A 19695-nucleotide genomic window follows, 5' to 3' on the forward strand; every position below is an offset into this window, starting at 1 on the left:
TGAAAGCGTGCGCCGACAGCGCGACGGCGCACGAAAATTCCAGACGAAATCGATGCCATTGGGGGGTGTCAGCCGGCTTTCGAGCAGTCCGGCTTCGGCTCGCCGGGCAGCTTGCCGTCGGGATGGCCGACGAGATCGGGATTGGCCGTATAGAGCTGGTCGATGACCAGCGGCCGGTCGGGCAGGATCGACTGATCTTCCGTCGACATCAGCGTGGTGTCGATGGTCTGCAGGACCGCACCATCGGCGCCCTTGATGCTGATGGCGATGGCATAGGGTTTGTTCTTGACGACGCAGGTCAGCGCCGGGCTCTCCAGGCTCACCTTGTCGAGCTTCGGCCAGACCTTCTGCTCGACCACGAATGGTTCACCTCCGGCGGGGTTCTGGAAGCTGGCAACCGCCACCTGGCCCTCGCCCATCGGCTGCAAGGGCCGCAGCGTCACGACATAGGTCGCCCGGGCGAGACGGTAGTTGAAGACGAATATCTTGCCGGAAACCTCGAACAGCTTGCCTTCGCCGCCGGTATCGCGACAGGCGCCGAGGGCCGCGGCGGCAATCAGCATGGCACCGGCAGCGAGCGAACGTGAAAATCCTCTAGGCATTCCTGACCTCATTGGCCGCCATGCGGCGGCGATAGTGACGGCTCGCCTTCTGCCTGTTGCCGCACACCGCCATGTCGCACCAGAGGCGGCTGGAATTGCGGCTTCTGTCGACGAACAGCCAGGTGCAGTTGGGGCAGATTCTCAGCCTCGCGACCGTGTCGTCGCGCAGCAGAGAAAGGGCTGAAACCGCCAGCGCCGCTTCGAAGGCGATCGGCGTCGCCGGATCGCCGAACGGCCGTCCCGGCGCCCCGATCTCGGTCCGGCCGGCAGCCAGGCCGTCTGCACAGGCCCGCAGGAACTCGGGCAGATCGGCGGTGGAAACCGCGCCCTTCGACACCGCGCCTCGAAACAGCCGGTCGGTCGTCTCGCGGATCGACAGCACGATGGGCGCGATTGCCGCCGCCGAGGACACCGCCAACCGCCTGTCGCCAAGCTCGGCGGCGCGAAAGCCGCTGGCCGCGTCGGCGAAGCGGGCTATTTCGACCGGATCGTCGAAGCGGTCGAACGTCCGCTCCGGATCGCTGCGCAGCACGACGGTATTCGCCGTGTCGAGCGCGAGCAGGCCGCCGGTAAACCGGTGTGGGGTCCAGGCAACTGTCATTCCTGAAAATCTAACCGATAAATCGCGTTTGACAAGTTAGATTCGGCCATGCAAACCTCAATTGCGCACGGTATCGTCGCCTTTGTCCGATCCGCTCTTGGGCGAGATGCTTCCGGGAGAGATGCTTCTGGTGTTGTCGAGCATGCTCTATTTCTTCCAGCAGGTGCTGAACGGGCTGCATTCGGGCGCGCTCTATGCCCTGCTCGCCTTCGGCTATGTGCTGACCAACGGGATCCTGCACCGCACCAACCTTGCCTATGGCGCGCTGTTTGCCTTCTGCGGCCAGGCAATGATCCTGAGCGTCGCCTTCGCCTACCAGGTGCTGTGGCTGACGCTGTTGGCTTCGGTGCTGTTCGGCGTCGTCGCGGCGTTCCTCTACGCGACGCTCATCAGCCATGTCCTGTCGCGCAGCATCTTCGAGCCATTGGCCGACCGTTCGCCCAATGCCATCGTGGTGACGACGCTCGGCATCCTGCTCGTGCTGTCGGAAGCGAGCCGCATCGCCGCCGACACGCATGATCTGTGGCTGCCGCCAATGCTGGCCGAGCCGATCGTCTTCGCCGAAAGCTCAGGCTTCAAGGCGACGCTGACGCTGATCCAGGTGCTCGACTGCGCGGTGGTTCTGGCGGCGGTCGCACTCGCTACATGGGTGTTTGCCCGCTCAAACTTCGGCCGATGCTGGCGCGCCGTCTCCGACGACCCCAGGGCCGCCGCCCTGTGCGGCGTCGACGTGCGCGGCGTGTTCCGGCGTGCCGTACTGTTCGGCGGTTTCTGCGCCGCGCTAGCCGGGGTCATGGCCAGCCTCTATTACGGCAATGTCAGCTTCGGTTCCGGCCTTGTCTACGGGCTGAAGATCCTGTTCGTGACCTCGGTGGGGGCTATCTGTCGCCGTCACGCGCCGCGCTGGGCGCGGCCGCCTTCGGCATGGCCGAATCGCTGTGGGCCGGTTATTTCCCGGTCGAATGGCGCGACGGGTGGATGTACCTGTTCCTGGTGGCCATGCTGATCCTGATCGGCGCCGGCCGCGACCAGACCAAGATCGCCTGACATCATCAGACTTTGGTTGCATGACGCTTCGTCATGCGGCGGTTTTCCACGGCCCCTTGCCGGCCGGCGGACCGCGCGGGCCTTGCTCGTGTTGACCAACCGGACCACGCACTGCATACCGTTGGACCAGGCAGCTCGACGAGAAGAACGGGATCGGGCGCCGCCGGCACCAGGGAGGAATGCATGGCAGGGCTTCTCGCTCTCTCCAGAACGATCGACCGCGTGAACGAATTCATCGGCAGATGGATTTCCTGGCTCATCCTGCTGGCGATCCTGGTCAGCGCGGGCAATGCCATTATCCGCAAGGTGTTCGACATCTCCTCCAATGCGTGGCTGGAACTGCAGTGGTATCTGTTCGGCGCCGCCTTCATGCTGGCCGCCGCCTACACGCTGAAGCAGAACGAACATATCCGCATCGATATCGTCTACGGCCTGTTCCCGCGCCGCGTACAGCATTGGATCGACCTTCTCGGCCACCTCTTCTTCCTGATGCCGTTCGTGACGCTGATGGTGATCTATTTCGTTCCCTATGTGTCGCTGTCGTTCCGCAGTGGCGAAATGTCGACCAATGCCGGCGGCCTGATCATCTGGCCGGCCAAGGCCATCCTGCTGGTCGGGTTCTTCCTGCTGGCACTGCAGGGCATTTCCGAGATCATCAAGAAGATCGCCATCATGCGCGGCGACATGGACGACCCCAATCCATTCATTTCGGCGCATGAGCAAGTGGAGCTGGAGGCGAAGGCACTCGCCGAAGAAGCCAAGGCGCTCGCCCAGGAGGCGCGCCCGTGATCGAATTCATCGCCCAGAACATGGCGCCGATCATGTTCGCCTCGCTGATCATCTTCCTCCTGATCGGCTACCCCGTCGCCTTCTCGCTCGCCGCCAACGGCCTGCTGTTCTTCTTCATCGGCGTGCTTGTCTCGCCCTATTCGGGCGGGTCGATCAATCTCGCCTGGCCGCTGCTGCATGCGCTGCCGGACAATTTCTACGGCAGCCGGGTGATGTCGAACGACACGCTGCTGGCGATCCCGTTCTTCACCTTCATGGGCATCGTGCTGGAACGATCGGGCATGGCCGAGGACCTGCTCGACACGATCGGCCAGTTGTTCGGGCCGATTCGCGGCGGTCTCGCCTATGCGGTGATCTTCGTCGGCGCGCTGCTGGCCGCCACGACCGGCGTGGTGGCCGCTTCGGTCATCGCCATGGGGCTGATCTCGCTCCCGATCATGCTGCGCTATGGCTATGACCGGCGCGTGGCGTCGGGCGTCATCGCGGCATCCGGCACGCTCGCCCAGATCATCCCGCCCTCGCTGGTGCTGATCGTGCTGGCCGACCAGCTCGGCCGCTCGGTCGGCGACATGTATGCCGGCGCGCTGATCCCGGGCCTCGTGCTCACCGGCCTCTACATGCTCTACATCCTGATCATGTCGATCGTCCGGCCGAATTCGATGCCGGCGCTGCCGCTGGAGGCCCGCACGCTCGGCCATGGCGTGCTGTCGCTGCTGGTCGCGCTTCTCGTGGCCGGTGCGATTTCCTACGGGGCCTATCGCTATCTCGAGCCGACCCATGGCGACAATGCCGATATCCTCGGCGCCGCCGTCGGCGTGATCCTGATCTATCTGGTGGCGGTCGCCGACCAGCGGCTCAAAATCAACATGATGTCGCGGCTGGCGCAGCAGGTGATCATCGTGCTGATCCCGCCGCTGGCGCTGATCTTCCTGGTGCTCGGCACCATCTTCCTCGGCATCGCCACGCCGACCGAGGGCGGCGCCATGGGGGCGGTCGGCGCGCTGGCGATGGCGGCGGTCAAGGGCCGGCTGTCGCTGGACGTGATCAAACAGGCGCTCGCGTCGACAACGAGGCTGTCGTCCTTCGTGCTGTTCATCCTGATCGGCGCGCGCGTGTTCTCGTTGACCTTCTACGGCGTCAACGGCCATCTGTGGGTCGAGCATCTGCTGATCTCGCTGCCGGGCGGCGAAGTCGGCTTCCTGATCGGGGTCAACATCCTCGTCTTCGTGCTCGCCTTCTTCCTCGACTTCTTCGAACTGGCCTTCATCATCGTGCCGTTGCTGGCGCCGGCGGCGGACAAACTCGGCATCGACCTGATCTGGTTCGGCGTGCTTCTGGGCGTCAACATGCAGACCTCTTTCATGCACCCGCCCTTCGGCTTCGCGCTGTTCTACCTGCGTTCGGTGGCAGCGCGCGTGCCCTATCTCGACCGCCTGACCGGCAAGCAGATCGCTCCGGTCACCACCGGCCAGATCTATTGGGGCGCAGTGCCGTTCGTCTGTATCCAGGTGATCATGATCGGGCTCACCATCGCCTTCCCGCAGATGGTGATGCACTACAAGGGCGCGACCGTCGATCCCGGCACGATCGACTACAAGGTGCCGGAAGTGCCGGGAATGTCGCCGCTCGGCACGCCTGCCGACGGTGGCAGCGCTCCCGCCGGCGCCGCACCGGCCGCTCCCGGCATACCCGACCTGTCGCAGCCACCGAATTTCGGCGACGCGCCGCCGGCCAAGCCGGCCGCACCGGCTCCGGATCTTTCGCAGCCGCCGAATTTCAACTGAGGCCGGAGGGTAAGACGCCATGAAAGCCGTGCGGCTGGAAGCGGTGGGAAGCATCGCCCTGCGCGAGGTCGCCAAACCCTCCCCAGGGCCGGACGAGCTGCTGGTGCGTATCGAGGCCTGCGGTGTCTGCGGCACCGACCGGCATCTTTTCCACGGCGAGTTCCCTTGCAGGCCGCCAGTGACGCCCGGGCACGAGTTCGCCGGCATCATCGAAGCGGTTGGCTCCAGCGTGTCCAGTTTCTCGGTCGGCGACCGCGTCACCGGCGATCCCAACATCGCCTGTGGACGCTGCGGCCACTGCCATGCCGGCCGCGTCAACCTGTGCAGCAATCTCACCGCCATCGGCATCCACCGCGACGGCGGCTTTGCCGACTATGTGGTGATGCCGCAAAAACAGGCCTTTATCCTTCCCGCAGATCTGAAATCGACACATGGCGCATTCTGCGAGCCGCTTGGCTGCTGCCTGCACGGTGTCGACCTTGCCGAGATCAAGCCGGGCGGTTCGGTTGTCGTGCTCGGCGGCGGCGTGATCGGCCTGCTCACGGTGCAGCTGGCTCGTCTCGCCGGGGCCACCACCATCGTCTTGTCGACAAGGCAAGCCTCGCGGCGCGCGCTTGCCAGGGAACTCGGCGCGACGGCAACGGTCGATCCCACAGCCGCCGATGTGATCGATGCGATCGCCGGTCCGGCCGGCCTAGCGCCCGGCGGCGCCGACGTGGTGTTTGAATGCGCGGGCGTGCGCGAGACCGTCGAGCAGTCGGTGCGGCTAGCAAGGGCCGGCGGCACCGTCGTCATAGTCGGCGTGATGCCGCAAGGCATGAAGGCGGAATTCGAGCCCTTCGATCTCCTGTTTCGGGAACTGAAGGTACTGGGCTCGTTCCTCAATCCCTATACGCATCGCCGCGCCGCCGAGCTCATCGCGTCGGGCGCGATCGAGATCGACCGGCTGATCTCCAGGCAGGTGTCACTGGAAGAGGCGGCTAGCGTGATCGCCAATCCGCCGGCGCCGGGCGAGGTCAAGGTCCTGGTGGTGCCGGGCCTGGGCTGAGGCGCAGGCTTCCGGCGTAGCAATGCCGTCGCCGTCGAGCAAGAAAAGTCCCGGGACAGAAGAGCCCCGGGGCTTTCGAACAAGCAAAGTGCGGCCGCCTACAGCTTGCCGTTGCGCTGCTGGACCATCATGAAAGTATCGTAGTTGTATTCGGCAACCTGCGCCCAGAGATAGTGCTCCTTGCGGAAGCCCTTGATCGATTCCCAGATCTTCTTGAACGGCGCGTTCGAGGCTTCCATTTCGGTATAGACCTCGTTGGCCTTCTCGAAGCAGGCGGCCATGATGTCCTGGCTGAACGGGCGCAGTTTCGCGCCGCCGGCCACCAGCCGCTTCACCGCCGGAGGGTTCACGTAGTCGTATTTCTGCAGCATGTTGGCATCGGCGGCCTGGGCGCATGTGCGTAGCAGCGACTTGTAGGCCGGCGAAAGCTCTTCGTATTTCGCCTTGTTGAACATCAGGTGGACGGTCGGGCCGCCTTCCCACCAGCCGGGATAGTAGTAATAGGGCGCGACCTTGTAGAAGCCGAGCTTCTCGTCGTCATAGGGGCCGACCCATTCGGCAGCGTCAATGGTGCCCTTTTCCAGCGCCGGATAGATGTCGCCGCCGGCGATCTGCTGCGGCACGACGCCCAGCTTCTGGACCACTTTGCCGGCAAAGCCGCCGATACGCATCTTGAGGCCGGAGAGGTCGGCGACGGTGTTGATCTCCTTGCGGAACCAGCCACCCATCTGCACGCCGGTGTTGCCGCCCGGCAGGCCGAACAGACCTTGCGTGGCGAGGAACTCGTTGAACAGGTCGATGCCGCCGCCATGGTAATGCCAGGCATTCATGCCGCGCGCATTGAGCGAAAAGGGAACGGCCGCACCCAGCGCCCATGTCGGGTCCTTGCCCCAGTAATAATATGCGACCGTGTGGCAGGCCTCGACCGTGCCGGCCGTGGTGGCGTCGGCGGCCTGCAGGCCGGGGACGAGCTCGCCGGCGGCAAAGACCTGGATCTGGAAATTGCCGTCGGTGGCTTCAGACAGCATCTTGGAGAACACTTCGGCGCCGCCATAGATGGTGTCGAGCGACTTCGGGAAGGACGACGCCAGCCGCCATGTCACCTTGGGGTTGGACTGGGCTATGGCCGGTGCGGCGAGCGTGGCCGCCGCCGCGGCTGCGCCGACGCCGGTCACGCCGGCCTTGCGGATGAATGAACGACGATCCATGCAGTTCCTCCCTTTTGCATCAACAGACCGACGCCAGAGACATCCTCCGTACCCGCATCGGCTGGCGAAACAATACACAGGCAGGGGGTCGAGTCCAGCACGGCCGCCGGATTTGGCGACCGGGCCATGGGGACCTGCAACTATAGTCTAACAGAGATTTCGTGGCCTATGCGACACGCTGAAACTTGGCATGGAAAAATGCCCTGACATCGCCTATTTTGAGGGCAGGACATTCCTTGCCAGATGGAAAACAGACTCAAAATGCAGCAGCCGCTCGTCGCCATATCGACCGACGTCCGTCAATTCGACAACTACACCTGGCATGCCGCGCCGCAACAATATCTGGAAGCGGCGATCGCGGGTGCCGGCGTTTTCCCCCTGCTCGTGCCCTCGTTCGGCGACCGGCTGGACTTCGACGAACTCCTGTCGTCGGTCGACGGCGTCATGCTCACCGGCTCGAAATCCAACGTCGACCCCTCGCTCTATGGCGGCGATGCCAGCGAAGCCAATGGCCCTTATGACCCCGCGCGCGACTCCACCACGCTGCCGCTGATCCGCAAGGCGATCGAGCGCGGCGTGCCGCTGCTTGCCATCTGCCGCGGCATTCAGGAGCTGAACGTGGCGCTTGGCGGTACGCTGGGTACCGAGATCCAGGAGCGCGAGGGATCGCTGGACCACCGCGCGGCAGTGAGCGACAAACAGGACGAGCGCTTCGCCATTCACCAGACCATTTCGATCAAGCCGGGCAGTTGCCTGGCCGGCGTGTTCGGCGCAGGCGACATCAAGGTCAATTCCTTGCATCGCCAGGCGATCGACCGGCTGGGATCGAAGCTGGAGATCGAGGCTGTCGCCACCGACGGCACGGTCGAGGCGGTTTCGGTCAAGGGGGCCCGCGCCTTCGCAGTCGGCGTCCAGTGGCATCCCGAATACTGGGTCAAATCGGACAGCAACTCGGCCAAGATTTTCCGCGCCTTCGGCGATGCGGTGCGTTTGCACGCCGCTGCGAAAGCCGGCGCGCGGGCTGCGGCGGAGTAGTCAGTCTCGCCGCTTCAAGTCACCATCCGCCGCGAGCGACAACAACGGTAGCGCCGGGGCATATGATTCGTAGCCATCGCCGTCAGCCACGGCAAAGGTGACGATCGGATCGACGCCGTCGGCGCTGAAGGCGACCGTTCCGTCGTTTTGCTCGCGCCAGAATTTCACCTGCTCGATGCCTGGCAGGAGCCGTCGGCAATTCGGAGCCACGGTCAACAGCGACAGACGATCCGAGACCGAGGCGCCGCGCGTGACCGCGCAGGCCCCCTCGTCGCCATTGGCGACCAGCCTGTAGGTGTTGGACGGCGTAGCCTCTAGGGCGACGCTTTCGCCATTGCCGTCATGAAACAGGCGAACGCCGCCAACCAAGGCTGCGGCTGCGATTAGCGCGGAAAGCACTTTCATCATTCTTCATCCATACACGCGGGGCAGGATGAAGAATGATTTCAAAGGGTTAAGCAGACGTTAATAAATATGGCAGCCCGACCGCTCAGGGGCGAGCCTTCACATTGACCGTCTCCGGCACCGGCGTCAGCGGCCGGCGCTCGGTGAACCAGGACACCAGATTGTCGACGCAGAGATCCGCCATGGCGCGGCGTGTGTGCTCCGAAGCCGAGCCGACATGCGGCAGCAGAGAGGTGTTTGGCAAGTCGAGCAACGCCTTGAGGACATTCGGCTCGTCGGCGAAGACATCGAGCCCGGCGGCGGCGATGGTGCCGTCGGCAAGGGCCGCCGCAAGGGCTGCTTCGTCGACCGTGCTGCCGCGGCCGATGTTGACGAAGACGCCGTTCGCGCCGAGTGCCGACAGGATTTCGGCATTGACCGCCTTCTGCGTCGAAGCTCCGCCTGGCGCCACCGAAATCAGCGTGTCGACCGCCTCGGCCAAGCCCTTCAACGTCGGGTGGTACTGGTAGGCAAGACCTTCGACACGACGCCGGTTGTGGTAGGCGACCGGCAGGCCGAACGCTTCCAGCCTCCGTGCAATGGCCTGCCCTATGCGGCCCATGCCGAAAATGCCGACGCGGCGCGCACGCAAGGTGAGCCGGCTCAGCGGGTAGTTGCCCTTGCGCATCCAACTGCCGTCACGCAGCCAGGTCTCGGCGCGCGGCAGGTCGCGCACCGTGTTGATCAGCAGCCCGACCGCGGTGTCGGCAACCTCCTCGGTCAGAACGTCGGGCGTGTTGGTGACCATGATGTTCTTCGCCGCCGCATGGCCGACATCGACGGAATCGTAGCCGACGCCGAACGAAGCGATGAGTTCGAGATTGGGCAACGCATCCATCATCGCCGCATTGATACCGGCAAAGGATGCGATGCCACGCACGGTGCGGCGCATCTCCTCGGTGACCAGTGCCGGATCGGTACGCTCAATGCCGACGCGCCTGAATGTCCGGTCGATGCGATCGGCGGCATGGCCACTGAAATCCGCCGGCACCAGAATGGCTACGGCTTGCAGATCTTCGGCCCTGGTCATGCACGCTCCACCGGCTTGCCGGTCGACTGGCGCACATGCAGTTCCGGCTTGATCAATTCCTGCGAGGGCCGCACCGTCTGGCCGTTGAGCTTGTCGAGCAGCGCGCTGGCGGCGCGGCGGCCAACCTCGCGCTGGCCGTTCCAGACGGTGGTCAGCGCCGGCGTGGCGATCGCCGCCTCCTCGAGATCGTCATAGCCGGTGACGGAGATATCGATGCCCGGCACCAGGCCGGCGCGCGCAATGCCGTTCATCAGGCCGATGGCGACGAGGTCGTTCCAGCAGCAGGCAGCGGTCGGCCTGTCCTTCAGCGCCAGGAATTGCCCGGCGGCCTCGAAACCCGCCTGCTTGGTGCGCGGGCCGGCGATTCGCCACGACGGCCTCACTTCGAGCCCCGCCGCCTCCATGGCGTTGACATAGCCCTGGTAGCGATCGCGGCCGGTCGATGTCTGGTCGGTGCCGCCGATCATGGCGATGCGCTTGTGGCCGAGCGAGATCAAATGGTTTGTGGCGAGGCCTGTTCCATAAGAGTCGTCGCCGCGAAACACCGGCACGTCGGCACCCTCGACGGTGCGTGCGATCAGCACCGCCGGCAAGCCGTTCTCCTCGGCCATGACGATGTCGGACGCGGGCGTGCCGATGGCCGGCGACATGATGACGCCGTCGGCGCCGAGCTGCAGCAGCGTGTCGATGAAGGTACGCTGCTTTTCGAGCTGATCATAGTGATTGGACAGGATGAAGGTCTGCCGGCTGCGGTCGAGCTCGCTCTCGATCGAGCGCAGGATTTCGGCGAAGAACGGGTTCATGATGTCGTGCACGACGACACCGACAATGCCAGAGCGCGAGGTGCGCAGGCTGGCGGCGCGGCGGTTGTAGATATAGCCGATGGCGCGCGCATGTTCCTTTATGCGGTCGCGCGTCGAGCCGGCAACCAGCGGGCTGTCGCGCAGTGCCAGTGACACGGTGGCCGTGGACACGCCAAGCGCATCCGCGATCGTCGACAGCTTGATCTTCTGTGCCAGCCTTTCGCTCCCCGTCGCTTTTTTTAAACTGTTTAAGGGCGGCCTTATGCCATCGATCGGGGCCAAATCAAAGTTTTTTTGCCAGCGCCTCGGCCTCGACATCCGACGCCGCACGGCTGCGCAGCCGAAGCCGGTGTTCGCGATGGACGATGTAGAGGCCGCTGGCGACAATGATGGCGGCGCCGACCAGCGTCCAGCGGTCGGGGAACTGCTTGAAGACAAGCCAGCCGGAAATGATCATCCACACCATCTGTGAATAGGGATAGGGGGCGAGCGCCGTGGTCGTTGCCCGCCGATAGGCCTGCACCAGCAGCCAGTGGCCGACGCCGCCGAACACGCCAAGCATGAGCAGGACGAACCAGTGCCAGCCATCGTGCGGCAGGGAGAAGGAAAACGGCAGCATGGGTAAAAGCAGCACCGCCGGCGCCAGTGCCGAGAACAGAATCAGGCTTTCCGAGGTCTCGGTGGCCGACATGCGGCGCGTCATGATGACATAGAAGCAGTTCGACAGCATCGAGCCGAGCGCGAAGAGATGTCCGATGCCGAAAACGCCGATACCCGGCCTCGTGATGATCAAAACCCCGGCGAAAGCGGCCAGGATCGCCAGCCAACGTCGCCAGCCGGCCCATTCGCCGAGCAGCGGGCCGGCAAGGGCGGTGATCACCATCGGCCCGAAGAAATAGATCGACGTCGTCTCGGCCAGTTGCAGGGACCGCAGCGCCAGGACGTTGAACATGGTCGAGCCGAACAGGAAGGCGCCCCGCATCACATGCGCCGGCAGGTTGACCGGGCGAAACCGCGCCGGCTCGCGCCAGCCACGCAGCAGCGCCCCAACCAGCACGACATGCACGGCGAAGCGCACCCAGGCGACGATCAGGACGGAGACGCCGGCAAGGACGAGATATTTGCTTGAGGTGTCGAGGAAGGTGAAGAAGACGTAGGTGGTCAGCATGCACAAGATCGCCACCGGCGGCGTCGCGCTTTCTGACTGTCTTTGGGAAGGATTCACGTGCAGGCCGGAGGAAAAGCTGGGCTGGAGTCCACCTTTGCGGGAATTGTCGCTTGCCGGCAAGCCAATTGTCGCCCGCTGCCGCGCCTGGGATCGCTGGCACAACAACAGCCGCCGCCAGGCTTAGTCCGCAGGCGCTATGTATGCATACGGGCGCCCTTGGTGATCTTGTCGACGACCTTCTTCTCGGCGCGCAGCGCGATGCCGACCACCTTGGCGTCTTCGGGCGCGAATTCGGCAAACACGGCGCGATTGGCAGCGTCGAAGCCGGTGGAAAACATCTCCTCGACATAGAGCGAGGTCGTCACGCCGCGTTCCAGCCCACGCCGGTGGATCGCACCGAGCGTCGCCTGGTCGGCAGAGAGCACGATGACCGGCTGGATCGACAGCGGATTGTACAGATTGCCGGCGCGGTCGCGGTAGGACTCGCCGATGATGTCGGGGAATTGAGCGACGATGCCGCTGGTCAGGAAGGCGGTGACGTTGAGTTTCTGCCAGACGGGCAAGTCTTCTCGCAGTACGATTGCAAATTTCGTATCGAACATGACAAAATGGCCATTCGAGGTTAGGCCCCGATAGCGAGGCTGTGAAGGAGACGATGTCGCACGATCTAGGCAGCCAGGCCTTCGAGGGTCTTGGACGTTTGTGCGCAGATGCCGCTGAAAACTGCATCATCTCGGCTCCCGATCCCGCCGGGATGGAGCGTATCGAGGCCCGGTTTCACGGCAGCGCCTTCGATCCGCATCGCCACGACACCTATGCGATCGGGGTGACGCTCCGCGGTGTGCAGACCTTCCGCTATCGCGGCGCGGCACGGCTAAGCCTGCCTGGCCAGGTCATCGTGCTGCATCCCGACGAGCTGCACGATGGCGGCGCGGGCACCGAGGAAGGCCTGCGCTACAGGATGCTCTATCTCGAGCCGTCACTGATGCTCGACTGTCTCGGCGGCACGGCGCTGCCGTTCGTCAGGAACGGGGTGGTGACGGACGATGCCTTCTGCGCGACGCTGCTTTCGGCGCTTGGGCCATTAGAGCAGGAACTCGACGAGCTGTTCGTCGACGACTTCCTGGCGCAACTGATGCAAAGCCTGGGCCGGCATGGCGGCCAGCCGGCAAAGCCGATAGCCGCGACGGCGCGGCGGGCGGCGACACTGGCGCGTGAGTATCTGACGGAAAACCTCGACCGGCCCGTGCGTTCGGGTGAGTTGGAAGCCGTCACGGGTCTCGACCGCTATGCCCTGTCGAGACATTTCCGCGCGGCCTTCTCGACCAGTCCGCATCGTTTTCTGGTGATGCGCCGGCTTCAGCGCGCACGCAGGATGATCGCCGCCGGCGAGCCCTTGGCGCAGATTGCGATCGAAGCCGGCTTCAGCGACCAGAGCCACTTCAACAGGCAATTCAAGAAGGCGTTCGGCATGACACCGGGACGCTGGTCGTCCTTGATCCACGGAGCTGCCGCGGCAGCCTGATTGCCGAAGAGATCAGTCGTCCGACTCGGCGTCGTCGTCGAGCAGCACCAGTTCCTCATTGGAGAGGTTGGCCTCGATGCGGGCGAGCAGCTTGAACAGCGCCTTCTGGTCCTTCTTGTCGAGGCCCTTCAGCGCCTGCTTTTCGGTCTTCTTCACCGACTTCTCGATGGCGCGGATGGTTTCACGGCCGCTATCGGTGAGGAAGATATGCGCCTGGCGGGCATCGGATTCCGAGGCGCGTTTTTCCAGAAAACCCTGCGCCTGCAGTCGGTTGATGGTCTTGGTGATGGTCGGCGGACGCACGCCAAGACGCCCGGCGAGATTGCCCGGTGTCTGGCCGTCCTCACGGTCCAGTGCCAGCATGATCTGGTCCTGGCCGGCGTAGAAGCCATGTGCCAGGAGCCGTGCCGCCAGCGCGGTCCTTGCCAGCCTTGCCGCTGAATGCAGCCGGCTCATCGTTGCAGTCTTGTCCGCCTTGGCCATGGTCATCCCTCTTCGGCCGTACCGGTGCGCACAGCATAGACGCAGCCGGCCGGTTGGCAATCGACGATCGAAAGATTCCGGCATTCAAAACAGCTTTGCCGGCAAGCATTGCGGTGTCCGCCGTGGTGATGCCAGATGTTTATTTCAGTTAGATGACAAACGAGTTTGGCACGGAACGGATTTGCAGCAGCTGCGATCCCACGACCGACAGCCCCGGACAGGACGTCCCCTTGATCTTCCATCGCCGGGGCGGCGAGGGCTTTTCGCGGCCCCGATGTCAGGACGAATCCCAGCCGGCAACTTTAGCCCATGGTTTGCCCCGTGCAAAAGCTCGGCGCACATCCTATATGGAGCCGACAATCCCTTTCGCGGCCTGGATTTCAGGCACAGTCATTTCGAGGCCAGCCATGAGCGACGCACAGACGCAGATTCCCGTAACCGTTCTCACCGGCTATCTCGGGGCCGGCAAGACGACGCTGCTCAACCGCATCCTGTCGGAGAACCACGGCAAGCGATACGCCGTCATCGTCAACGAATTTGGCGAGATCGGCATCGACAACGAGCTGATCGTGGAATCTGACGAGGAAATCTACGAGATGAACAATGGCTGCGTCTGCTGCACGGTGCGCGGCGACCTGATCCGCGTCGTCGAAGGCCTGATGCGGCGACCCGGCCGTTTCGACGCCATCGTCGTCGAAACCACCGGGCTCGCCGATCCGGTGCCGGTGGCGCAGACCTTCTTCATGGACGACGACGTGCGCTCCAGGACCAAGCTCGATGCCGTGGTCGCGCTGGTCGACGCCAAGCACCTGCCGCTGCGTCTCAAGGATTCCAAGGAAGCCGAGGACCAGATCGCCTTCGCCGACGTCGTCGTGCTGAACAAGACCGACCTCGTCACCCCCGAAGAACTCGCCAAGGTCGAGGCGACGATCCGCGCCATCAATCCGGCGGCCAGGATCCACCGCACGACGCGCGCCGGTGTTGCCTTGTCGGAGGTTCTCGATCGCGGCGCCTTCGACCTGTCCAGGGCGCTGGAAAACGACCCGCATTTCCTCGAGGCGCATGACGACCATGATCACGATCATGATCATCATGACCATGACCATCACGACCACGATGGGCACGACCATCACCATCACGCGCATCCGTCCGACATCCATGACGTGACGGTGCAGTCGGTGTCGCTGCGCGGCGGCGAAATGGACCCGAAGAAATTCTTCCCATGGATCGAGAAGATCACTCAGATGGAAGGCCCCAACATCCTGCGGCTGAAAGGCATCATCGCGCTCAAGGGCGATGACGAGCGCTATGTCATCCAGGGCGTGCACATGATCATCGAGGGCGACCACCAGCGCGCCTGGAAAGACGGCGAGAAGCATGAGAGCCGGCTGGTCTTCATTGGCCGCGAGCTGGACGCCGAGCGGCTGAAGAAGAGCTTTGACGCCTGCCAGGCGGCTTGATTTCCAAATCCCGTAGCGTTAGCGCTGCCCGGTCTGTCCTTCTCCCCTTGTGGGAGAAGGTGGCCTCGCGAAGCGAGGTCGGATGAGGGGTGCTCCAGCTTGGCACCGGCGGCGGCCGTCACCCACCCCTCATCCGTCTTGGCGCTGCGCGCCAATCCACCTTCTCCCACAAGGGGAGAAGGGAGAGCCACTCGGCCGCGCTGGCGGCTTCCTCGAATGGAATAGTTCCCGCATGCCCACAGTCGCCCCGCTCGATCTCGAAGGCCATTGCGTCGCCGCCGTCTTCCTTGGCGATGTGCCGCATTTCGCGCTGGCCGATGGCGCCATCCACCGGCTCGACAATGGCCACAAGACTGTGCAGGCCAATGATGGGCTGCTCGCAGCCTTCCATGACGCGGCAAACGACCGGCTGATCACCGGCGGCGAGGACGGCAAGGTGTTTGCCGTGAAGGCCGGAGGTGAGACCCGGGAGGTGGCGAGCGCCGGCAAGAAATGGATCACCAGCGTTGCCGCCGGGCCGCAAGGCGCCATCGCATATGCCACGGGAAAGACGGCCTTGGTGCGCTTCGCCGATGGCAAGATCCGGGAATTTGCCCATCCGCGCTCGGTGGAGGGGCTGGCCTTCTCGCCCAAGGGCATGCGCTTCGGCGTCGCCCGCTACAATGGCGCGACGCTGCATTTCCCGGCCGCCGATGGCAAGCCGGTGGAACTCGAATGGGCCGGAGCGCACACCGGCATCACCTTCTCGCCGGACGGCGCCTTCCTCGTCACCACCATGCAGGAAAACGCCCTGCATGGCTGGAAGCTCGCCGACGGCAAGCACATGCGCATGAGCGGCTATCCCGGCAAGGTCAAAAGCCTGTCGTGGAGCGTCAAAGGCAAGTGGCTGGCCAGTTCCGGCGCGCCGGCGGCGATCGTCTGGCCGTTTTCGGCCAAGGACGGGCCGATGGGCAAGGCGCCGCTGGAACTCGGCACGCGCGGCAACGCCATGGTGACGGCGGTCGCTTGCCACCCGAGCCAGGATGTCGTCGCCGTCGGCTATGACGACGGCATGGTTATGGCCGTGCGCTTTTCCGACGCCAAGGAAGTGCTCTTGCGGCGGCCAGGCAAGGGCGCCATCACCGCGATGATGTGGGACAAGGAAGAACGCCGCGTCGCCTTCGGCAGTGCCTCCGGCGACTGCGGCGTCATCGACATCACTGCCTAGTTTCGAAACAGCGGATTACTCGGCACCGCAGGAAACCTTGCCGGTCAGATCGACCGGCTTGCCATCGCTGTCCTTGTCGGCCTTGCTGTCATAGATGGCGAGCTTGTAGTCCCCATCATAGACGCCCTCGTCGCTGGCTCTGGTCAGGATCGTCAGTTCGACCGAACTGTAGGTCTTGGCCACCTCCTGCTCGCGGAAGATGTTCAGCCGTAGTTCCTTGTTGTCCAGCCAGTACTGAGTGAGGTTGGAGTTCTCAAAAATGGTCTTTCGCAGCTGATCGCCGGCGGGCCTTGGCTTGATTTCGAGATCGCCGCGAAAGTTGAAAGTCGGGCCGCCCATCCCGGTGGTCACGCCGGCATCGACCTGGAATTTGACCTGTGGATCATCGACGGAGCACCAGATGCCGCCGGTGGCGAACGCCGCACCGGCCGACAGGAACAGTATCGTCACGCAGATGATCGTCCGCATTTCCCTTGCCCAATTGCCGTTCACATTGGCGCCGACTTCGCACGGAGCGTCAAGCGCCGCCGGCAAAGGCTGAGCCAATGCAGAACGGACGCACGGCCAATTGCCGTTGCGGAGGTGGATTGGCTAAGAGGAATGAGCCAGAGGGATTTTCATGCACAGCAGCGATAGTTCAAAGACCGTCGGCGGCATCAGCCGCGACCGCATCGCGCAATTGCGCGAGACGGAAGGGGCTGCCTTCCGCAAGGCGCGGCCGAAATCGCAGGCCAAGGTCGGCAACGGCCTGCCCGGCTTCTTCGGCGGCGTGCCGATGCACTGGATGAATGACTGGCCGACGCCGTTTTCGGTCCTGGTGGACAGCGCCAGGGGCGCCACGATCACCGACGTGGACGGCAACAGGCTCGACGATTTCTGCCTCGGCGACACCGGCTCAATGTTCGGCCACTCGCCACCGGCGGTGGCACGCGCCATTCGCCGCCAGGCCGGGCGCGGCCTGACCTATATGCTGCCATCCGAAGATGCGCTGGCCATCGGACCGCTGCTGCAGCAGCGCTTCCGCCTGCCGTTCTGGCAGATCGCGACCACGGCGACCGACGCCAATCGCTTCGCGCTGCGCGTCGCCCGCGCCATCACTGGACGAGAGAAAATCCTGGTCTTCAATGGCTGCTATCACGGCTCGGTGGACGAGACGATGGTGCGGCTGATCGATGGTATCCAAGTCAACCGGCCAGGCCTGGCGGGCGAATTTCGCGACCTGACCCGCACGGCCAAGGTCATCGAGTTCAACGATGTCGCCGCACTGGAAGCCGCACTCAAGGACAGGGATGTCGCCTGCGTCATCGCCGAACCGGTGCTGACCAATTCCTGCATGGTGCTTGCCGATCCCGGCTACCACGAGGCGCTGCGACAGTTGACCCGCGCTGCCGGCACGCTGCTTTTGATCGACGAAACGCACACGATCTCGACCGGCCCGGGCGGTTACACCAGGAAATATGGGCTGGAGCCGGACCTGTTCGTTCTGGGCAAGCCGATTGCCGGCGGCGTGCCGGCGAGCGTCTGGGGCATGAGCGATGAAGTCGCTTCGCGCTATGCCGACTACAACAGGACGAAAGAGCCTGGCTATTCCGGCATGGGCACGACGCTGTCGGCCAACCCGCTGCAGTTCGCCGCCATGCGCGCCACGCTCGAGGAGGTGATGACGCAGGAGAATTACGACCGCATGGATCATCTGGCGCGGCGGCTCGATGCCGGGCTGACCGGCGTGATCGACCGTTACCGCCTGCCCTGGCATGTCGCCCGTGTCGGGGCCCGTGTCGAGTTCATCTGCGCGCCCGGCCCGCTGCGCAATGGCGCCGAGGCCGAGGGTGCGCATGCGCCGGAACTCGAAGCCGCCATCCACGTCGCGCTGGTCAATCGCGGCGTGCTGATCGCCCCCTTCCACAACATGATGCTGATCTCGCCGGCGACGTCCGGTGCCCAAGTCAACCGGCTGATCAGCGCCTTTGGCGCGGTTGCGGCAAAGCTTGCGGCATGAGACAAGCCACCCAGCAGACAGGCGCGCAAGCCAATTCGAGTTCCATCATGACTTCACCTGCGGGCTCGACGCCCACCGAGGCGCAAGCCTTTCTCCACGCCCATCCCGAGATCGAAGCCTTCGATATCGTGCTGACCGACGCCAATGGCGTCGGCCGAGGCAAGATCGTGCGCCGGCATGAGCTGAAAAGCATTTTCGAGGGCGGCCGGCATATGCCGATCTCCATCCTCGGGCTCGACATCACCGGCGAGGATGTGCACGAAACCGGGCTGATCTGGGACAGCGGCGATGGCGATCTCAGGGCCTGGCCGATTCCGGGCACGCTGGTGCCGCTTTACGGCACGAATCCGCCGCGCGGCCAGGTGCTGATGGCCATGTACCATCTCGACGGCCAGCCAATGTCGTCGGACCCGCGGCTGGCGCTCGCCCGGCAGGTCGACATACTGGCGGCCAAGGGCCTTTATCCGGCCGGCGCCTTCGAGCTCGAGTTTTTCCTGTTGGCCAATGAGCGCGATGCCGACGGCAAGGTGCAGCCGGCGCGCGCGGTGCTCGATGGCCGCGTCTCAGGCAAGACCGAAGTTTATTCCGTCGACCATCTGCACGGCATGGAGCCGCTGTTCTCCGACATCTACGCCGCCGCCAAGGCGCAAGGCATTCCGGCCGAGACGGTGATTTCGGAATATGCGCCTGGCCAATACGAATTGACGCTGAACTACCGCAAGGACGTGATGCGGGCGGCCGACGATCTGGTCATGCTGAAGCGGCTGGTGCGGGCGCAGGCGCGCCGCCACGGCGTTACCGCCTGCTTCATGGCCAAGCCGATCGAGAAATATGCCGGCTCCGGCATGCATTTCCACGTGTCGCTGCAGGACAAGGATGGCCGAAACGTCTTTTCGGAAGCGGCCGGCGAGAGCTGGTCGCTGCCGCTGCTGCGTGGCCTCGGCGGGCTGATCCAGACCATGGCGGAATCGATGCTGGTGTTTGCGCCGCATGCCAACTCCTGGCGCCGTTTCGTCTCGCAATCCTACGCACCGGTCGCGCCGACCTGGGGCGTCAACAACCGCTCGGTGGCGCTGCGCGTGCCGGCGGGCGATGCGAAAAACCGGCGCATCGAGCATCGGCCGTCCGGCGTCGACGCCAATCCCTATCTGATCGCCGCGACGGTGCTCGCCGGCATCGTCAAAGGCCTCGACGAAGGGCTCGATCCAGGCCCCGAAACGACCGGCAATGGCTATGAGGCGGCCGTCACCCGTACGACGATGCCGGCCGATTGGCGCGCCGCCATCGAAGCGGCCCGGGCGTCCAGCTTCCTGAAGGGCGCGCTCGGCGAGGACCTGCACCGCACCTTCGTGGCGATCAAGCAGTCCGAATACCTGCGCGTGGCGCGCACGGTCAGTGACCTGGACTATCACCTCTACCTGCACGAAGTCTGACGGTCGAGCGACCCGGCGGCGATCACTTT

The 19695-nt window shown here is 64.3% G+C and carries 20 protein-coding genes and 1 pseudogene; 11 read left to right on the top strand and 10 right to left on the bottom strand.

The window, feature by feature from the left end:
* Window positions 1-68 precede the first annotated feature (68 nt).
* Complete coding sequence (locus EJ077_RS27875) at window positions 69-602, bottom strand: hypothetical protein (RefSeq protein ID WP_127872937.1); 534 nt, start codon at window positions 600-602, stop codon at window positions 69-71.
* On the bottom strand, window positions 595-1203 hold the full coding sequence (locus EJ077_RS27880) for a CGNR zinc finger domain-containing protein (protein WP_208697892.1): 609 nt from the start codon (window positions 1201-1203) through the stop codon (window positions 595-597). The genes EJ077_RS27875 and EJ077_RS27880 overlap by 8 nt, the downstream gene beginning before the upstream one ends.
* Before the next feature lie 142 nt (window positions 1204-1345).
* On the opposite strand from EJ077_RS27880, the pseudogene EJ077_RS27885 reads away from it, so the two are divergent.
* The 4 genes and pseudogenes from EJ077_RS27885 to EJ077_RS27900 all read left to right on the top strand — a co-directional run bounded on the left by EJ077_RS27885 (window position 1346) and on the right by EJ077_RS27900 (window position 5871).
* Window positions 1346-2250 (top strand): annotated as a pseudogene (locus EJ077_RS27885) (branched-chain amino acid ABC transporter permease).
* Between the two features lie 183 nt (window positions 2251-2433).
* The gene (locus EJ077_RS27890; RefSeq protein WP_208697894.1) at window positions 2434-3039 is read left to right on the top strand and encodes a TRAP transporter small permease subunit; all 606 of its coding nucleotides are present in this window, start codon (window positions 2434-2436) and stop codon (window positions 3037-3039) included.
* The gene (locus EJ077_RS27895) at window positions 3039-4823 is read left to right on the top strand and encodes a TRAP transporter large permease (protein ID WP_208703148.1); all 1785 of its coding nucleotides are present in this window, start codon (window positions 3039-3041) and stop codon (window positions 4821-4823) included. Before EJ077_RS27890 ends, EJ077_RS27895 begins: the two co-directional genes overlap by 1 nt.
* Window positions 4824-4842: 19 nt before the next feature.
* Window positions 4843-5871, top strand: a complete 1029-nt coding sequence (locus EJ077_RS27900) for a zinc-dependent alcohol dehydrogenase family protein (RefSeq protein WP_208697896.1) — start codon at window positions 4843-4845, stop codon at window positions 5869-5871.
* A 98-nt stretch (window positions 5872-5969) separates the two neighbouring features.
* On the opposite strand, the gene EJ077_RS27905 is transcribed toward EJ077_RS27900, so the two are convergent.
* Window positions 5970-7079, bottom strand: a complete 1110-nt coding sequence (locus EJ077_RS27905; RefSeq protein ID WP_208697898.1) for a TRAP transporter substrate-binding protein — start codon at window positions 7077-7079, stop codon at window positions 5970-5972.
* 243 nt (window positions 7080-7322) lie between these two features.
* Between EJ077_RS27905 and EJ077_RS27910 the strand changes: the two genes are divergently transcribed.
* Complete coding sequence (locus EJ077_RS27910) at window positions 7323-8114, top strand: gamma-glutamyl-gamma-aminobutyrate hydrolase family protein (protein ID WP_245458569.1); 792 nt, start codon at window positions 7323-7325, stop codon at window positions 8112-8114.
* Here EJ077_RS27910 and EJ077_RS27915 read toward each other — a convergent pair whose 3' ends face one another.
* The 4 genes from EJ077_RS27915 to EJ077_RS27930 all read right to left on the bottom strand — a co-directional run bounded on the left by EJ077_RS27915 (window position 8115) and on the right by EJ077_RS27930 (window position 11559).
* On the bottom strand, window positions 8115-8519 hold the full coding sequence (locus tag EJ077_RS27915; RefSeq protein ID WP_208697902.1) for a hypothetical protein: 405 nt from the start codon (window positions 8517-8519) through the stop codon (window positions 8115-8117). It lies immediately after the preceding gene.
* 85 nt (window positions 8520-8604) lie between these two features.
* Complete coding sequence (locus tag EJ077_RS27920; protein ID WP_208697904.1) at window positions 8605-9588, bottom strand: 2-hydroxyacid dehydrogenase; 984 nt, start codon at window positions 9586-9588, stop codon at window positions 8605-8607.
* Entirely contained in the window at window positions 9585-10607 is a 1023-nt protein-coding gene (locus tag EJ077_RS27925; protein WP_136091285.1) for a LacI family DNA-binding transcriptional regulator, read from the bottom strand. The genes EJ077_RS27920 and EJ077_RS27925 overlap by 4 nt, the downstream gene beginning before the upstream one ends.
* A gap of 67 nt (window positions 10608-10674) precedes the next feature.
* A complete protein-coding gene (locus EJ077_RS27930; RefSeq protein ID WP_208697906.1) occupies window positions 10675-11559 on the bottom strand; it encodes a DMT family transporter in 885 nt (294 codons plus the stop codon).
* Here EJ077_RS27930 and EJ077_RS27935 point away from each other — a divergent pair.
* The gene (locus EJ077_RS27935; RefSeq protein ID WP_208697908.1) at window positions 11558-11743 is read left to right on the top strand and encodes a hypothetical protein; all 186 of its coding nucleotides are present in this window, start codon (window positions 11558-11560) and stop codon (window positions 11741-11743) included. The genes EJ077_RS27930 and EJ077_RS27935 overlap by 2 nt on opposite strands.
* 10 nt (window positions 11744-11753) lie before the next feature.
* On the opposite strand, the gene EJ077_RS27940 is transcribed toward EJ077_RS27935, so the two are convergent.
* Entirely contained in the window at window positions 11754-12161 is a 408-nt protein-coding gene (locus tag EJ077_RS27940; RefSeq protein ID WP_208697910.1) for a DUF2000 family protein, read from the bottom strand.
* Between the two features lie 53 nt (window positions 12162-12214).
* On the opposite strand from EJ077_RS27940, the gene EJ077_RS27945 reads away from it, so the two are divergent.
* Window positions 12215-13084: an AraC family transcriptional regulator gene (locus EJ077_RS27945; protein ID WP_208697912.1), complete on the top strand. Its 870-nt coding sequence runs from the start codon at window positions 12215-12217 to the stop codon at window positions 13082-13084.
* 12 nt (window positions 13085-13096) lie between these two features.
* On the opposite strand, the gene EJ077_RS27950 is transcribed toward EJ077_RS27945, so the two are convergent.
* A complete protein-coding gene (locus tag EJ077_RS27950) occupies window positions 13097-13567 on the bottom strand; it encodes a MarR family winged helix-turn-helix transcriptional regulator (RefSeq protein WP_208697914.1) in 471 nt (156 codons plus the stop codon).
* Window positions 13568-13974: 407 nt separating this feature from the next.
* Here EJ077_RS27950 and EJ077_RS27955 point away from each other — a divergent pair, with 407 nt between their 5' ends.
* Together EJ077_RS27955 and EJ077_RS27960 are read left to right on the top strand one after the other, a co-directional pair.
* On the top strand, window positions 13975-15027 hold the full coding sequence (locus EJ077_RS27955; RefSeq protein WP_208697916.1) for a CobW family GTP-binding protein: 1053 nt from the start codon (window positions 13975-13977) through the stop codon (window positions 15025-15027).
* Between the two features lie 232 nt (window positions 15028-15259).
* Complete coding sequence (locus EJ077_RS27960; protein ID WP_208697919.1) at window positions 15260-16234, top strand: WD40 repeat domain-containing protein; 975 nt, start codon at window positions 15260-15262, stop codon at window positions 16232-16234.
* Between the two features lie 15 nt (window positions 16235-16249).
* Here the strand turns inward: EJ077_RS27960 and EJ077_RS27965 are convergent, their stop codons facing one another.
* Window positions 16250-16702: a hypothetical protein gene (locus EJ077_RS27965; RefSeq protein WP_208697921.1), complete on the bottom strand. Its 453-nt coding sequence runs from the start codon at window positions 16700-16702 to the stop codon at window positions 16250-16252.
* A gap of 151 nt (window positions 16703-16853) precedes the next feature.
* On the opposite strand from EJ077_RS27965, the gene EJ077_RS27970 reads away from it, so the two are divergent.
* Together EJ077_RS27970 and EJ077_RS27975 are read left to right on the top strand one after the other, a co-directional pair.
* Window positions 16854-18233 carry an aspartate aminotransferase family protein gene (locus EJ077_RS27970; protein WP_208697923.1) on the top strand — a complete coding sequence of 460 codons (1380 nt, stop codon included), beginning with the start codon at window positions 16854-16856 and terminating at the stop codon, window positions 18231-18233.
* Window positions 18234-18280: 47 nt separating this feature from the next.
* Window positions 18281-19666 (top strand): glutamine synthetase family protein, encoded by a 1386-nt coding sequence (locus EJ077_RS27975; protein WP_208697925.1) that lies wholly within the window; start codon window positions 18281-18283, stop codon window positions 19664-19666.
* Window positions 19667-19695: the final 29 nt, after the last annotated feature.

Origin of the sequence: Mesorhizobium sp. M8A.F.Ca.ET.057.01.1.1 (genome assembly GCF_003952565.1) — a bacterium.
Taxonomy (GTDB): Bacteria; Pseudomonadota; Alphaproteobacteria; order Rhizobiales; family Rhizobiaceae; genus Mesorhizobium.